The 15,549-nt window shown below is 60.9% G+C and carries 15 protein-coding genes and 1 tRNA gene; 9 read left to right on the forward strand and 7 right to left on the reverse strand.

Annotated elements, in window-relative coordinates; all coding sequences use genetic code 11:
* The first annotated feature begins 268 nt into the window (after positions 1–268).
* The gene (locus AC788_RS17685; RefSeq protein ID WP_049861871.1) at positions 269–1,054 is read left to right on the forward strand and encodes a substrate-binding domain-containing protein; all 786 of its coding nucleotides are present in this window, start codon (positions 269–271) and stop codon (positions 1,052–1,054) included.
* Between the two features lie 26 nt (positions 1,055–1,080).
* Here AC788_RS17685 and AC788_RS17690 read toward each other — a convergent pair whose 3' ends face one another.
* Both AC788_RS17690 and AC788_RS17695 read right to left on the reverse strand, forming a co-directional pair.
* Positions 1,081–1,932, reverse strand: coding sequence for a class I SAM-dependent methyltransferase (locus tag AC788_RS17690; protein ID WP_082223703.1), 852 nt, complete (start codon positions 1,930–1,932; stop codon positions 1,081–1,083).
* A 152-nt stretch (positions 1,933–2,084) separates the two neighbouring features.
* Entirely contained in the window at positions 2,085–2,987 is a 903-nt protein-coding gene (locus AC788_RS17695) for a LysR substrate-binding domain-containing protein (RefSeq protein ID WP_049861872.1), read from the reverse strand.
* Here AC788_RS17695 and AC788_RS21805 point away from each other — a divergent pair.
* Genes AC788_RS21805 through AC788_RS17705 form a run of 3 tightly spaced genes read left to right on the forward strand, consistent with a single transcriptional unit; the run spans position 2,892 to position 4,518 of the window.
* Complete coding sequence (locus tag AC788_RS21805) at positions 2,892–3,128, forward strand: hypothetical protein (RefSeq protein WP_162531778.1); 237 nt, start codon at positions 2,892–2,894, stop codon at positions 3,126–3,128. The two genes, AC788_RS17695 and AC788_RS21805, sit on opposite strands and share 96 nt — an antisense overlap.
* Entirely contained in the window at positions 3,112–3,888 is a 777-nt protein-coding gene (locus AC788_RS17700; protein ID WP_049861873.1) for a 2OG-Fe dioxygenase family protein, read from the forward strand. The genes AC788_RS21805 and AC788_RS17700 overlap by 17 nt, the downstream gene beginning before the upstream one ends.
* Before the next feature lie 12 nt (positions 3,889–3,900).
* The gene (locus AC788_RS17705; protein ID WP_049861874.1) at positions 3,901–4,518 is read left to right on the forward strand and encodes a LysE family translocator; all 618 of its coding nucleotides are present in this window, start codon (positions 3,901–3,903) and stop codon (positions 4,516–4,518) included.
* A 45-nt stretch (positions 4,519–4,563) separates the two neighbouring features.
* Here AC788_RS17705 and AC788_RS17710 read toward each other — a convergent pair whose 3' ends face one another.
* The 5 genes from AC788_RS17710 to AC788_RS17730 form a co-directional block, all read right to left on the reverse strand.
* Complete coding sequence (locus AC788_RS17710; protein ID WP_049861875.1) at positions 4,564–6,117, reverse strand: alkaline phosphatase D family protein; 1,554 nt, start codon at positions 6,115–6,117, stop codon at positions 4,564–4,566.
* 127 nt (positions 6,118–6,244) lie between these two features.
* On the reverse strand, positions 6,245–7,450 hold the full coding sequence (locus AC788_RS17715) for a Fic family protein (protein ID WP_236690539.1): 1,206 nt from the start codon (positions 7,448–7,450) through the stop codon (positions 6,245–6,247).
* A 146-nt stretch (positions 7,451–7,596) separates the two neighbouring features.
* The gene (locus AC788_RS17720; protein ID WP_442965550.1) at positions 7,597–8,760 is read right to left on the reverse strand and encodes an MFS transporter; all 1,164 of its coding nucleotides are present in this window, start codon (positions 8,758–8,760) and stop codon (positions 7,597–7,599) included.
* Positions 8,761–8,906: 146 nt separating this feature from the next.
* Positions 8,907–9,536 carry a LysE family translocator gene (locus AC788_RS17725; protein ID WP_049861877.1) on the reverse strand — a complete coding sequence of 210 codons (630 nt, stop codon included), beginning with the start codon at positions 9,534–9,536 and terminating at the stop codon, positions 8,907–8,909.
* A gap of 298 nt (positions 9,537–9,834) precedes the next feature.
* A tRNA-Leu gene (locus AC788_RS17730) sits at positions 9,835–9,919 on the reverse strand.
* A 109-nt stretch (positions 9,920–10,028) separates the two neighbouring features.
* Here AC788_RS17730 and queA point away from each other — a divergent pair.
* The 5 genes from queA (at position 10,029) to secF (ending at position 15,463) form a co-directional block, all read left to right on the forward strand.
* Positions 10,029–11,093 (forward strand): tRNA preQ1(34) S-adenosylmethionine ribosyltransferase-isomerase QueA, encoded by a 1,065-nt coding sequence (gene queA / locus AC788_RS17735; RefSeq protein ID WP_049861878.1) that lies wholly within the window; start codon positions 10,029–10,031, stop codon positions 11,091–11,093.
* Positions 11,094–11,107: 14 nt separating this feature from the next.
* Positions 11,108–12,223, forward strand: a complete 1,116-nt coding sequence (gene tgt / locus AC788_RS17740; protein ID WP_161804304.1) for a tRNA guanosine(34) transglycosylase Tgt — start codon at positions 11,108–11,110, stop codon at positions 12,221–12,223.
* Between the two features lie 52 nt (positions 12,224–12,275).
* A complete protein-coding gene (gene yajC / locus AC788_RS17745; protein WP_043186500.1) occupies positions 12,276–12,611 on the forward strand; it encodes a preprotein translocase subunit YajC in 336 nt (111 codons plus the stop codon).
* Between the two features lie 62 nt (positions 12,612–12,673).
* Positions 12,674–14,542, forward strand: a complete 1,869-nt coding sequence (secD, locus tag AC788_RS17750) for a protein translocase subunit SecD (RefSeq protein ID WP_049861880.1) — start codon at positions 12,674–12,676, stop codon at positions 14,540–14,542.
* A gap of 9 nt (positions 14,543–14,551) precedes the next feature.
* Positions 14,552–15,463 carry a protein translocase subunit SecF gene (gene secF, locus AC788_RS17755; protein WP_043186504.1) on the forward strand — a complete coding sequence of 304 codons (912 nt, stop codon included), beginning with the start codon at positions 14,552–14,554 and terminating at the stop codon, positions 15,461–15,463.
* Positions 15,464–15,549 lie beyond the last annotated feature (86 nt).

A 15,549-nucleotide genomic window follows, 5' to 3' on the forward strand; every position in this document is an offset into this window, starting at 1 on the left:
GGGGTAAATGACAGTTACCCCACAGATCCTGCCAATGCATCGTGCGACGCATTGTCGTGATGAGCGCTCGACTGTCCGGAGAAATTGTTTCGCCAAGTTGCAATTGCCCGAGAACACCTTTTTAAATGGCAACCTGATCCTGGCTTTTGGCCGATTACGCGTAAACTGATCATTCCTCGCGAGGCGGTTGACCTTCACTGCACTCGTTCGCTTCGCCTCTGGCCAGTCATCGGCCAGGCTTCATCTTCAGTTTCAGGATCATATTGTCATGACCAAACGGCTCACCAGCGCTCTGCTGGCTTGTGTATTACTCGGCTCCAGCGCCGCCCATGCGCAGAAAGCGCCCCCACCGGTTCAGCTGTCGTTGCTCGGCTCCGGTGGTGTGGTCAGCGCCATGCAGACCATCGTCGTCGAATATGAAAAGGCCACTGGGGTCAAAGTCACCGTGTTGCCTTCACCCGCCATCGGCGACAACCCCATGGCGATCTCCAGCCGACTGGAGCGCGGCGAGCGTGCCGACCTGGTGCTCACCGAAGACGCGGCCTTGAACAAACTCATTCAATTGGGTGAAGTGCAGCGCGAGCCGCGGGTGGATGTCGGCAAGTCGTTCATCGCCATGGCCGTCCGCCAGGGCGAGGCCAAGCCGGACATCGGCAGCGTCGACGCCTTCCGCAAGACGCTGCTCGACGCTCGTTCGCTGGCCTACTCCAACAGCACCAGCGGCCTGTACCTGTCACACCTGTTGTTTCCACGCATGAAGCTCACCGAGCAGCTTCGCGACAAAAGCAGCCTGGTCGACAACGAACCAGTGGGCGCGGCTGTCGCTCGGGGCGATGTACAGTTGGGGTTTCAGCAGCTCAGCGAACTCAAGGCGGTACCGGGGATAGACATCGTCGGTCTGATTCCCGATGCGGTGCAGAAAATGACCCTGTATTCAGGTGGTGTCACACGTACCAGCGCACACCCCGAAGAGGCCGCAGCGTTGCTGCAGTACCTGAGCACGCCGGCGGCCCGGCTGGCTATCGAGGAAAGCGGGCTGACGCCGGTGCACTGACCGGCCCCGCCCGCTCGCTACAGGCGCTAGAGAAACCTGACCGTGTGAAAGGCCACCGTGTTGTAGGGCACGGTGATCTCTTGCTTGTCCTTGAGATCGGGATGGGTAGCGATGATCTCGCGAACTTTCCGATAGATAGGTTCCTGCTGCTCGGGGGGAAGAGCAGAGATGAAGCTGATGGAGCGCACGCGATTGAGAATGACGTCCTCCGGCGTACCTCTGTAGGTGTGGGTGAACTGCTTCTCCACCAGGGGTGTGAACCCATTGTGAGGGAACACTTCCCGCCATTTCTGGGTATAGAACCGTGGGCTGTCTCCAGCCACTTCGCTCACGATGTCCGCGATCTGGCGCACCCAGTCGTGGCTGGTATCGCGCAGGTTCCAGATCATGCCCAGACGTCCTCTGGGTTTCAGTACGCGGTAGATTTCCGCCATGCTGGCAGCGTTGGCGAACCAATGGAAGGAGTGTGCACAGACCACGGCATCCACGGATCCGCTCTTGAGCGGAATCTCTTCGGCGGCGCCCTCCAGGATCTTCACATAGGGCTTGTCGCCCCAGTTGTGTTCCAGCTGTTCGCGCATGGCCGCAACCGGCTCCACGGCGAAGACCTCGGCCCCGGCCTCGATCAGCCGTGGAATGAATTTGCCGGTGCCTGAACCCAGGTCGAGTACTGTCGTGTGGGGTGGGTCCCATTTGCTGTGCGGCTTGATCTGAATGGTCTCGCGCAGCCAGTTGTCGAGCTCTTTGGGGTAGTCTGGCCGCCCCTTGTCGAAGGAGCCGGCCCCTTGCAGGTAGCCCTTTGCAGCCGTCGATGGAAGGATGGTCTGGAGTCTTTCGGTCAGGTTCTTGATTTGCAGAATGTCGCCAAGGTTTTTCATGTTCGCCCCTCGCACGCATGCCAGCGCTGCTGTATTCGCCAGGCTGATGGAACAGCGGAACGCCCAACCAGCCTCGATGGGCGTTATAAGACAAAGCGTAGCGCAAGGTGGGTGAGGCGGCAGTTAATTCGTGCAGGACCAGACGAAGCCGATCAGAGGGTCTCGGCCGGCGTGCCGTGCAGCCCTTGGGCCACCGATGCCTGCGCCTGGGTCTCCAGCCATTGACGAAACACCCTGCATTTCCGGCTTTCTTCGCTCGACCGCGCCGACAGCAGGAAATACCCGGACCCATCGCGTACGAAGCCGAACGGTGCGACCAGTTGGCCCGATGCCAGTTCTTCTTCGACCATCATCATCGACGCCATGCTCACGCCCAGCCCTGCGGTAGCCGCCTGAACGCACAAGTAGAAGTGTTCGTAATCGACCGTCGTGACGTCGCAGGCCGCTTTGTGCACCAGACGCAACCACTGCTCCCAGGCCGCCGGTCGTGTCCGGCTGCGAAGCAGGTGCACGCCGCACAATCGACTGGCCGGCCCGGCCAGGCTGGGCGCGCACACCGGGCCTACCCATTCCGGACACAGTGCGCTGCTGTGCACTGAGTCATCCCAGTGGAAATCATCGCGTCGGATGGCCAGGTCAGCGCTACACCGAGAGAAATCGATCGGCCCGCCCGCTGCCAGCAATTGAATCTGGATGTCCGGATGCGCCTTGTTGAAGGCGGGCAGGCGTGGAATCAGCCATTTCATTGCGATGGTCGGCTCGCAGGACAACACCAGAATGTCTTCGCCGGCTTTCTGCTGTACCTGACGCACCGCCTGTTCCAGCTGCTCGAACATCGGTTGGGTCACCTCATGGAGCAGACGTCCGGCATGGTTGAGAAACACCGCACGGTTGCGTCGATCGAACAGCTCCACGCCCAATGCTTCTTCCAACGAGCGTATCTGGCGGCTCACGGCGCCATGCGTGACGTGCAGTTGCTCGGCGGCCTTGATGAAGCTCTGCGTCTGTGCGGCAGCGTTGAAAAAACGGAAGGAGGCGAGGGGCGGGAGGCTCATACAGGCAACGAAATCTCACAGGTTTCGATGACTATAAATCGTTTTTTCCAGCCCAGGCAAAACTCCATGATGGCGCTCGTTGCCGAGGATTCTGGCGACCTGACCAATGAAATGGAGAAAATCCATGGACAATATTCATAAGCGTGCAGTGCCCATTGGCAATCTTGCTCCCCAGCTTTATACGCCACTGATCGCCGAAGTCTGCGATACCGTAAACCGCAATGGGTTTGTTTTTCTGCAACCGCCCATGGTGGCAGCCTTGCTGAACAGTGCCGTACCCGGCTTCGTCCAGGGCTGGGAAGACTTCCGACTCTCATGGGGTCATCTGGACCAGGACGCGTTCATGGGCGACGGTGGTACCTATCGCTTCCGGCGTTACGCCACCTTCTTCACCGAACAGGGCAGTCGCCACTGGCAACCCAGTCCTCACCAACCGCATTACCAGACCTCTGTGCACAACCCACTCAATGGCGGCATTGTCCGGCACTTTGCCCCGATCCCGACCGAGCTCTGCGAAGGCCTGGTTTTTTCAGCGGTGATGGATCTGTGTTGCGCCTGCTTCAACGTGCTGGCGCCACACTGCGCATGGCATATCGAAGTCCATCAGTTCCGCATCGATGCGTCCGCGGGTGCCGCCTTTCCCACGCCCGAAGGTGTGCACCGGGACGGCGTCGACTTTGTATTCATGCTGATGGTCAACAGGGTCAATGTCGTGGAGGGGGAAACGTCCATCTACGATAACGACCAGCGGCTGCTGGCCAGGCATTCGATGATCCATGAGCTGGAAGCTGCCCTGCTCAATGACGCACAGGTCCGGCACGGTGTCAGCGCCATCATCCCGATACACCCCGATCGACCTGCCCACCGCGATGTACTGGTCGTTACTTTCAAGAAACGCTGACGGAATGTGGTCATGAACGAATTACTGGCAGTAGCCCTGATTACCGTATTGGCTGTCATCAGCCCAGGCCCCGACTTCGCCATGGTCACGCGCAACAGTTATGCCTATGGGCGGCGCAGTGGACTGATCGCGGCATTGGGCATTGCCTGCGGTGTACAGGTGCATGTTTTCTATACCGTGTTCGGCATCGCCGTGATCATCACCCAATCGCCCCTGTTGTTCATGGCCATGAAATGGCTGGGCGCCGCTTATCTCATTTACCTGGGGGTGCGCTCGTTGCTCAACACCTCCAAGTTGGCCCTGGCCAACGTTGGAGGCGAGACGCCGTCCTTGTGGAGCGCTTTTCGAACAGGCTTCTTCACCAATGCACTCAATCCCAAGACGATGCTGTTCGTGGTGGCGACCTACAGCCAGGTCGTGCAAGCGGGCAGTTCGATGACGACGAACTTTGCCTACGGCCTGTTCATGTCGTTCTCGCACTGGGTCTGGTTCAGCATCGTGGCGCTGTTCTTTTCGTCCGGGCCATTACGGCGCCGGATGCTGGAGAAGCAACGCCTCGTCGATCGCGTGATCGGCACCGCGCTCATCGGGTTGGGCGCGAGCCTGGTGCTGCCGGGCCTTGTTGGCTGAGCCGTCGCACCGCATCGTCTGCCATGGCGCTAGCGGTGCAACCGATCAGGCCGGCTGCAGTTTCTTTTCGAACACCACCACGCCGTCCAGGTCGCGCAGTTGCACGGTCATTTCCCCGCTCAAGCCCTCGATCTGCACTTCGCCGAAAAACTGGAAGCCCGCGAACGGCGAAGTGTTCTGCGCAGGCGGCGCCTTCTGGAAAACCACTTGCGGACCGAACGTGGCATCGAGCGGATTGGGCCCGAAACTGCCGGCATTCAACGGTCCGGCGACGAATTCCCAGAACGGTTCGAAGTCCTGAAACGCAGCGCGGTCGGGGTGGTAGTGATGGGCTGCGCAATAGTGCACATCGGCCGTGAGCCAGACGGTGTTGGCAATTTTTTGCTGGCGCAGAAAACCCAGCAGCTCGGCGATTTCCAGCTCGCGACCCTTGGCAGCGCCATCATCGCCGTTGGCGATCGCCTCCCAGCGGCCAACGCCGGGGCTGACTTCTCCATCTGGAACACCCAGACCGATGGGCATGTCGGCGGCGATGACTTTCCACTGCGCCTGCGATCCCTTGAGCCCGGACTTGAGCCAGTCCAGTTGCGCCTGCCCGAGGAACGCCGTGCGGGCTTCGGGCGTGGGCGCCAGGTTGTCGTCATTGCCGCTGCGGTAGCTGCGCATGTCCAACACGAAAATGTCCAGCATCGGCCCGTAGCTGAGCTTGCGGTAAATACGCCCCCCGTTGTCGGCCCGTTGCAGGCGCATGGGAGCGTACTCGAGCCACGCCTGACTGGCGTTGCCCACCAGATGGCGAATGTCGCGGTTCTGGTAACGCTCGTCGAGCTGCTTGCTGGGCGACCAGTTGTTGGTCACCTCGTGGTCGTCCCATTGCCAGATCTGCGGCACCTCGGCGTTGAACCGGCGCACGTTTTCATCCATCAGGTTGTAGCGGTAGTTGCCGCGGTACTCATCCAGAGTCTCGGCCACCTTGCTCTTGGCTTCGGTGGTGATGTTGCGCCACACGCGGCCATTTTCCGTGGTCACCGTGGCCGGCACCGGCCCGTCGGCGTAAATGGTGTCGCCGCTGTGGATGAAGAAATCCGGCAAGCGCAGGCGCATGGCTTCGTAGATACGCATGCCGCCAATGTCCGGATTGATGCCAAAGCCCTGGCCCACGGTGTCGCCGCTCCACACGAAACGGATGTCACGACGCTGCGAAGGCTCGCTGCGCAGATGACCAAACCACGGCTCGCTGCTGACGCCGGTCTGCGCGTCCTCGAACTGCACCCGATAGAAGATCGCCTGATCCACCGGCAAGCCATTGAGCTCGACCCGCGCGGTAAAGTCGGTGCCGGCGTCGGCCAATGGCGAGACCAGCCGGCGCGGGTTGGTGAACATGCTGCGTGTATCCCATTCCACCACCATCCGCGCCGGGCGGTCGCACCGGCTCCAGACCATCGCCTTGTCGCCCAACAGGTCCCCGGACTGTACGCCGTCGGTGAGTTGGGGCCGGTCCTTGACCGAGGCGATCACCGCCGGCGCCAGCCCCGGCAGCAGAAAACCCGCACCCACGGCCTGGACAAGACGACGGCGCTTGAGGTCGAACATGCTCATGACATAGCCCTGTGAAAGAGAAAGGGCTATGTAAGCGTGGGGATGTGACAGGGGCGTGAAGGTCTGCGACGTTCTGTTCGTTGATGGCTTGTACGGTCTGCAGATAGGTGCTGGATACAACGATGCGTTATTGGTCGAACCGTCGATGCAGATCAGGGAACAACAATTGCGCAAACCAAACGGGAAGGCCTGGGTATAGCTGTCGCGATTTGACTGAAGGTGCATCTACAAGTCCCAGCGTCACCAGTTTGTTCAATTGGCCACTGGCGACTCGATCATGAAGACCTGTGTAAATCTTGAAGTCAGACCGCGACACCTCGCCGTGGGTCAGCAAGATGTGTAGCGCGCGCGCCACCTCCTGCTTTATTCCAGCCTGTTCGAAACGAGGCTCGAAAGCGATGGCGCGCTCAAGTCGCTGGCGCAATGTCGCCATCCCCATGGCGTGCTCGATGTACTTCATTTGATCGAGACAGACCTGCAACATGAATTCGACGAACTCCAGTAACCCCGACTGTGTGAGTTGTCCTCGACCGTCCAGATCACCCCTGCGCGGCTGATCGGCTGAGCGGAGTCGACGATAGTATTCATCTTGCTGGCGCGCCAGACCGCGAGACAACGACCACAATGGCGAAACCAGGCCAAGTTTTGCCAGTTGAAGGTGCGTGAGCATCCGCACGACGCGACCATTGCCGTCTTCGAATGGATGAACAAACGCCAAGCGGTGATGATAAGCCAACGCCCCGAGCAAGCGTGTACGCTGATCACCTATGCGCCCATATACGGCTTGCAGGCGGCTCATCATCGGTAAAATGGATTGCCAGGCTGGCGCGAAGTGATCACCTACCATAACGTTTTTTTCGCTTACATTTCGTAGTTGCCCAGGCACAAGTTCACGACCGTCGGTCAAGGCCAGCTCTGCCTGACCGGCACCGGCGAACAGGCGCCGATGCACCCGTGCGACCAATGAGGGGGCAAACATTCCAGCCCACTCCATTGTGGACCCACGAGGCGTTCGAAGCAGTCGCTCAAGAGCCTCCTGCGCACCGATATGGCTGACAGCGAGCTTGGTCAGCACCTTTGGATTGCGCCGCGGGGCATTCGCGGATAATGAAGCAGGCTCTGTGTATTGCCCTTCGATGAGGTTGCTGTAGTAGCTGCTGGTGATGCGCATGAGTCCACCGATTCGCCTTGCACTTTCAGTAGGCAGCACACCGCAAAGCTTGCCCGCCTGAAAGGGTAGTTGTTCGGCCATGTGCATCAGCGACGGCGGGAAATCCGGTGAAGGCATGATGGGCTCAAGCCAGTGATTTCCGGAAACGAATGGCGAACTCATTTGCAGCTCTCTTTTTCCGATTTTTTTTCCGATTTCGGGGTATCCCGAAAGCTCGATGGTACGCGGTTCTCAAAAGAATAAGCAGATAAATATCGTGGCCATATTTCCGATTTATTTCGAGCCCGTTGCATTCTCTGACGTACCCATCAGCCTGGCACGATCACCTCGCTCGCCGAACTTGCCTGGAGCGTGCGCAGGCCTGTCAGCACGGCGGTGAGCATCAGTAAACCGGCGCCGATGGCGACGCCGAATCCGGCACGGGTGCCGAAGTGGTCGATGACCAGGCCGGCAGTCGCGCCGCCCATTGCAATGCCGACACTGACGCCTGTACTCAACCAAGTCAGCCCTTCGGTGATCTTTCCGGGCGGCAGGATTTTCGTGCCGATGTTCATCACCACGATCAGCGTCGGCGCGAACGACATGCCGGTGATGAACAGCAATCCGGTGAGCCAGTACACATTGGGCGCAAAGATCGGCAGTGTCGTCGCCACGGCGGTAAATACCGCGCCGATCAGCAATTGGGTTTCGAACGGTAGCCCACTCCTGACCGCTCCGAAGGTGATCCCGGCGACCATCGACCCCGCCGCGAAGCCTGCCAGGACAAAGCTGGCAGCAGCCGCCCAGCCGGCCCCCTTGGCAAAAGCGCCCACCGCGACGTCGCCCGACCCGCCGAGCACGCCCAGCGCCAGCATCGCCACGACGATGATCCGCAAGGCAGGAATGCGCAGGGGAGAGCTGGAGTGGCCTTTGACGGCCGGTATCGGCGGTGGGTCGGGTTCGTGCGGGCGCGGGAAGGCGACCACGCCGACGGCCAGCAGCACGGCGGCCACCAAAGGTCCGGCTTGAGGAAGCAGACCGCTGCTCAAGGCGATGGACAGCGGCGGGCCGACGATGAAGGTGGATTCCACCAGCACCGTATCCAGGGAATACGCGGCGTGCAGCTGCGGCTGTCCGCGAAACAGATAGGCCCAGCGCGCGCGGATCATCGCCCCGAAACTGGGAAGCACACCTGCCATGGCTGCCAGCACGAACAGCACCGGCAGCGGCGCATGCCAGTACACGGCACCGATCAGGGCCAGCAGCATGCCAATGCTGAACGCCGCGATAGGCGCCAGCACCTTGCGCTGGCCGCGCTGATCCACCAGCTTCGAGATCATCGGCCCGAGTATGGCGCTGGTGAGGGTATAAGTGCCCGCTACCGCACCCGCCACCCAGTAGCGGCCCGTTTCCTGTGCAAGCATGGCAATCAGGCCCAGCCCGACCATGGCTTGCGGAAGCCTGGCCATCGAGCCGGCCACGATCAGCGCCACGACGCCTGGGGTTGCGAAGAATGTACGGTAGGCATTGCTCATGTGAAGGGCGGAACTCCGTGTTCGCGGGGGTGGATCAGGCAGGGGCTTTTATAGTGCCAGTAGGTTGAAGCTGATACCTGTTTTGCCGGGGTGTTGAAGGAAGATCATAGAGGGCGCTCAAGAAATAAAAGTCGTGCGGCCAGTGCCGTCATCATGCCCGCGAAGCCATAGCTGCCCCACCTTCTCAACACCGGACCGCCATTCAACCGTTTGCGCAGCGTTGCGGCACAAAGGGCGAGCACGCAGTGAAAAACCAGGGCAATCAAGGCGAGCAGCATACCCAGCACCGAGAGCTGGACGACTACGCTTGCGTTGCCGACCGTGACGAATTGCGGCAGGAACACCATGAAGAACAGCAGGGCCTTGGGGTTCAACAAGCTATTGAGCGTGGCGCGAATGAATACCTTGCGGGTCGAGCCCAGCGGACGTGGGGCAGCGCTTTGAGCCGTTGGCGCCGTCAACGCTTGCCAAGCCATCCACAACAGATAGCACGCACCTGCCAACCGCAACAAGTCGAAAGCAGGAGCCCAACTCATGACGACGGCACCCATACCTGCGCTGACCAGCAGCGTCATGATCAAGTCCGCCAGCGAAATGCCCAACGCGGCCGCCACCCCGGCCCGCCAGCCATGGGCAAGGGCGTGGCTGGTGACGAACGCCATGTTCGGTCCGGGGACGATCAGCAGCAATGCCGCCGCAATGACGAACAGGTAGAGGTTGGCTGCATCCGGCATGACGAGGGCTCCTTTGAGTTGATTCCAAGGGTAGGCGCATCAGGTCAGCGGCGGGAGGTACAGTTCATGAGAAGGTGGGGGCAACAGTCGATTTTGCTGCAGAGGTCGCCAAGGCTGCGAAAGACACGGTGCCCTTTGAGCCATGTATCGAATGCCTGGGTACCACTGAATAGGTAGCCGTGAACGGATACGGCGTCGGCAGCGCTGGCTTGTTCGCGGCCAGCGGCCGCTCCTGAACAGGAAGGATGCCGAATCGCAGGCGAAAAAAAAGACCTTCGCGAAGGTCTTTTTTCTGATTTGGTGCCCCGAGGGAGACTCGAACTCCCACTCCTTTCGAAAACGGATTTTGAATCCGCCGCGTCTACCAATTCCGCCATCAGGGCTTACAGGCGGCGAAGTATAGAGACGACTCGACCACTGGTCAATCAGCTTTCATGGTCAATTTTGAAGATTTTTGCTAGAATTTTCAGCCCTATACAGCCGAACCCTATCATGCGCGTCGCCGATTTCTCTTTCGAGCTTCCTGATTCCCTGATCGCTCGCCACCCGCTGGCCGAGCGCCATGGCAGCCGCCTGTTGGTCCTCGATGGGCCGTCCGGTGCGCTGGATCATCGTCAATTCACCGATCTGCCGGGCTTTCTGCGGCCGGGTGACCTGATGGTGTTCAACAACACCCGGGTGATTCCGGCGCGGGTGTTTGGCCAGAAGGCGTCGGGGGGCAAGCTGGAAATTCTGGTGGAACGCGTGCTGGACAGCCATCGCGTGCTGGCCCATGTGCGTTCCAGCAAGTCGCCCAAGCCAGGTTCGATGATCCTGATCGACGGCGGCGGCGAGGCCGAGATGGTCGCGCGGCACGATGCGCTGTTCGAGTTGCGCTTCAACGAAGAGGTGCTGCCGCTGCTCGACAAGGTTGGCCACATGCCGTTGCCGCCCTACATCGACCGGCCCGACGACACCGCCGACCGCGAGCGCTACCAGACCGTGTACGCCGAGAAGGCCGGTGCGGTGGCGGCGCCGACGGCGGGTCTGCACTTCGACAAGGCGCTGCTGGCGCAGATCGAAGCGATGGGCGTTGAAACTGCCTTCGTGACGTTGCATGTGGGCGCAGGTACCTTCCAGCCGGTGCGGGTCGAGAAGCTCGAAGATCACCACATGCATAAAGAGTGGCTGGAGGTCAGCCAGGACGTGGTCGATGCGGTGCAGGCGTGCAAGGCCCGCGGTGGCCGCGTGGTAGCGGTAGGTACCACCAGCGTGCGTTCGCTGGAAAGCGCTGCCCGCGATGGCGTATTGAAACCGTTCAGCGGCGACACCGACATCTTCATCTTTCCAGGGCGGCCGTTTCATGTGGTCGATGCCCTGGTGACCAACTTTCATTTGCCCGAGTCCACGCTGTTGATGCTGGTCTCGGCGTTCGCGGGTTATCCCGAAGCCATGGCGGCCTATGCGGCGGCGGTGGCCAACGAGTACCGCTTCTTCAGTTACGGTGATGCCATGTTCATCACCCGCAATCCGGCGCCTCGCGGTCCCAGCGAAGCCGCGCCAGGGGATCAAGCATGAGTCGCACCTGTCGTATGTCGTTCGAGTTGCTGGCCACCGATGGCAAGGCCCGTCGTGGTCGCCTGACCTTTCCCCGTGGCGTGGTGGAAACCCCGGCGTTCATGCCGGTGGGCACCTATGGCACGGTCAAGGGCATGTTGCCGCGCGACATCGAGGCGATCGGCGCACAGATGATCCTGGGCAACACCTTTCACCTGTGGCTGCGTCCGGGCACCGAGGTGATCAAGGCGCACGGCGACCTGCACGATTTCATGCAGTGGAAAGGGCCGATTCTGACCGACTCCGGTGGCTTCCAGGTATTCAGCCTCGGCGCCATGCGCAAGATCAAGGAGGAGGGCGTGTACTTCGCCTCCCCGGTGGACGGCTCCAAGGTCTTCATGGGCCCCGAGGAATCGATGCAGGTGCAGCGTGACCTGGGCTCGGACGTCGTGATGATTTTCGACGAATGCACGCCTTATCCCGCCGACGAGCAGACCGCGCGCACGTCCATGGAGCTGTCGCTGCGCTGGGCGCAACGTTCCAAGGATGCCCACGCTGACAGTACGGCGGCGCTGTTCGGCATCGTTCAGGGCGGCATGCACGAGAACCTGCGCATGCGTTCGCTCGAAGGCCTGGACAAGATCGGCTTCGATGGCCTGGCCATCGGCGGCCTGTCGGTGGGCGAGCCCAAGCACGAAATGATCAAGGTGCTCGACTACCTGCCGGGCCAGATGCCCGCTGACAAACCTCGTTACCTTATGGGGGTAGGCAAACCCGAGGACTTGGTCGAGGGTGTGCGCCGCGGCGTCGACATGTTCGACTGCGTGATGCCGACGCGCAACGCGCGCAACGGGCATCTGTTCATCGATACCGGCGTGCTGAAGATCCGCAATGCGTTCCATCGCCACGATGATTCGCCGCTGGACCCTACCTGTGATTGCTACACCTGCCGCAACTTCTCGCGCGCTTATCTGCACCACCTGGACAAGTGCGGGGAAATGCTGGGTAGCATGTTGAATACCATCCACAATTTGCGTCATTACCAGCGGCTGATGGCTGGTTTGCGCGAGGCTATTCAACAGGGTACATTGGCCGCCTTTGTCGATGCCTTCTATGCCAAGCGCGGGCTGCCTGTGCCGCCCTTGGACTGACCGTTTTATAAAGACTTTCAAGTCAATAACTTCTAAGTAACTGGAGCGTTGAATGAGCTTTTTGATCCCCGCCGCTTTCGCGGACGCCGCTGCACCGGCTGCTGGCCCTGCCGGCACTGGCTTCGAGTGGATTTTCCTGGTCGGTTTCCTGGTCATCTTCTACATGATGATCTGGCGCCCGCAGGCCAAGCGTGCCAAGGAACAGAAAAACCTGCTGGGCAACCTGCAGAAAGGTGACGAAGTGGTTACCAACGGCGGCATTGCCGGCAAGATCAACAAGGTCACCGACGACTTCGTGGTCATCGAAGTGTCCGACACCGTCGAGCTGAAAATCCAGAAGGGCGCCATCGCCGCGACCCTGCCCAAAGGCACGCTCAAAGCGATCTAAGCTGCAGACTTTTACCCATGTCGGGGCGCGCAAGGCGCCCCGCGTCTTGAACGGGCGGCGTGATGCTGAACAAATACCCTCTGTGGAAATATGTACTGATCCTGGCGGTGCTGGCGATCGGTTTTATCTATTCCGCACCTAATCTCTATCCTGATGACGCGGCCATCCAGGTCAGCGGCGCGAGCACTGCGCTGCAGGTCAATCAGGCCGATCTGGATCGCGTCGGCACGGCGCTCAACGCCGCCGGCATCCAGGTCAAATCCGCAAGCCTGGCCGAAAACGGCAAGGGCGGTCTGCTGCGCCTGACCAAGGCCGAAGACCAGCTGCCGGCCAAGGATGTCGTGCGCAAGGCGCTGGGCGACGACTACGTGGTGGCCCTGAACCTGGCCCCGACCACGCCGCCGTGGTTGCGCAGCCTGGGTGCCAGCCCGATGAAGCTGGGCCTCGACCTGTCCGGTGGTGTGCACTTCCTGCTCGAAGTGGACATGGACAAGGCGCTCGACGCCCGCATGAAAGTCTACGAAGGCGAAGTCAAGACGCTGCTGCGCAAGGAACGTGTGCGCTATCGCAGCCTGCCGCAGCAGGATGGTGCCATCCAGCTGGGCTTCAACGACACCGCGACCCGTGACCAGGCCCAGGCTTTGATCCGCAAGAATTTCACCGATTTCGACCTGACCGCCAGCGAGCGCAACGAGTTGTCGGTGTTGCGCCTGTCCATGACTCAGGCCAAGGTTGCGGAAATCCGCGAATACTCGATCAAGCAGAACCTGACCACGGTGCGTAACCGGGTCAACGAACTGGGTGTGGCCGAGCCGCTGGTACAGCGTCAGGGTGCCAACCGCATCGTGGTCGAGCTGCCGGGCGTGCAGGACACCGCCGAAGCCAAGCGTATCCTGGGCAAGACCGCCAACCTGGAATTCCGCCTCGGCGCAGGCCCGGACGATTCCAAGGCCACCACCGAGACCTTCGAATTCCGCGAGGGCAACCGTGCCCCGGCGGCGGTCGAGCGTGGCCTGATCATCACCGGTGACCAGGTCACCGACGCCCAGGCCAGCTTCGACGAACATGGCCAGCCACAGGTAAACATCAAGCTCGATGGCCACGGCGGCGACCTGATGAGCCGCGCCACGCGCAGCAACGTCGGCCGCAGCATGGCGGTGATCTTCATCGAACAGCGCCCGACCACACGCTACGTCAAGCAGACGGTCAATGGTGTGGAGAAGGACGTCGCGGTACAGACCTTCACCGAAGAGAAGAAGATCATCAGCCTGGCGACCATCCAGTCGCCGCTGGGCAGCCAGTTCCGCATCACCGGCCTCAACGGCCAGGGTGAATCCTCCGAGCTGGCCCTGCTGCTGCGCGCCGGTGGTCTGGCCGCACCGATGTACTTCGCCGAAGAACGTACCATCGGTCCGAGTCTGGGTGCCGACAACATCACCAAGGGTATCGATGCGTCGCTGTGGGGCATGCTGTTCGTCTCGCTGTTCATCATCGCCATCTACCGCTTCTTCGGTGTGATCGCCACCGTGGCACTGGCCTTGAACATGGTCATGCTGCTGGCGCTGATGTCGTTGCTGGGCGCGACCCTGACGTTGCCGGGTATCGCCGGTATCGTATTGACGATGGGCATGGCGGTGGACGCCAACGTGCTGATCTTCTCGCGCATACGTGAAGAGATCGCCAATGGCATGAGCATCCAGCGCGCCATTCATGAAGGTTTCGACCGCGCCTACACCGCGATCATCGACGCCAACCTGACGACGCTGCTGGTCGGCGGGATTCTCTTCGCCATGGGCACCGGCCCGGTGAAGGGCTTCGCCGTTACCATGTCCCTCGGGATCTTTACCTCGATGTTCACGGCCATCATGGTGACCCGCGCAATGGTCAACCTGATCTACGGCGGTCGGGACTTCAAGAAGTTGTGGATTTAAGGGGCTGCCATGTTACGTACCATCAACTTCATGGGCGTGCGCAATATTGCGTTCGCCATCACCGTGCTCCTTACCGTGCTGGCGCTGTTCAGCATGTTCCACAAGGGCATGAACTACGGGCTGGACTTCACCGGCGGTACGCTCATCGAGCTGACCTACGAGAAGCCGGCCGACCTGGGCCTGGTCCGTGACGAGCTGGTGAAAGCCGGCTATCACGACGCCGTGGTGCAGAACTTCGGTGCGACCACCGACCTGCTGGTGCGCATGCCGGGTGAAGACCCGCAACTGGGCAACCAGGTCGCGGCGGCGCTGCAGACGGTCGGTGGCGACAACCCGGCCACGGTCAAGCGCGTCGAGTTCGTCGGCCCGCAGGTGGGCGAAGAATTGCGCGACCAGGGCGGCCTCGGCATGCTGCTGGCGCTTGGCGGCGTACTCGTCTACCTGGCGTTCCGCTTCCAGTGGAAATTCGCGGTCGGCGCCATCCTGTCGCTGATTCACGACGTGATCGTCACCGTGGGCCTGTTGTCGTTCTTCCAGATCACCTTCGACCTGACAGTGCTGGCGGCGGTACTGGCTATCATCGGCTACTCGCTCAACGACACCATCGTGGTATTCGACCGGGTTCGCGAGAACTTCCGGGTGATGCGCAAGGCGTCCCTGATCGAGAACATCAACGTTTCCACGACCCAGACGCTGCTGCGTACCGTGGCGACCTCGGTGTCGACCCTGCTGGCCATCGCCGCCCTGATGTTCTTCGGTGGCGACAACCTGTGGGGCTTCTCGCTGGCACTGTTCATCGGCGTCATGGCCGGTACCTACTCGTCGATCTACATCGCCAACGTGGTACTGATCTGGCTGAACCTGAGCAGCGAGGATCTGATTCCTCCAGTGGCCAAGGACCAGGTCGACGACCGTCCATAAGACGTTCCACGTCAACTGCGGCAAGGCCTGAAAGGCGCGAGTATTGAACTCGCGCCTTTTTTCATGCTCCAAGGCTGGGAAACGTG

It is taken from the genome of Pseudomonas sp. RIT-PI-a (genome assembly GCF_001187875.1).
Taxonomy (GTDB): domain Bacteria; phylum Pseudomonadota; class Gammaproteobacteria; order Pseudomonadales; family Pseudomonadaceae; genus Aquipseudomonas; species Aquipseudomonas coleopterorum.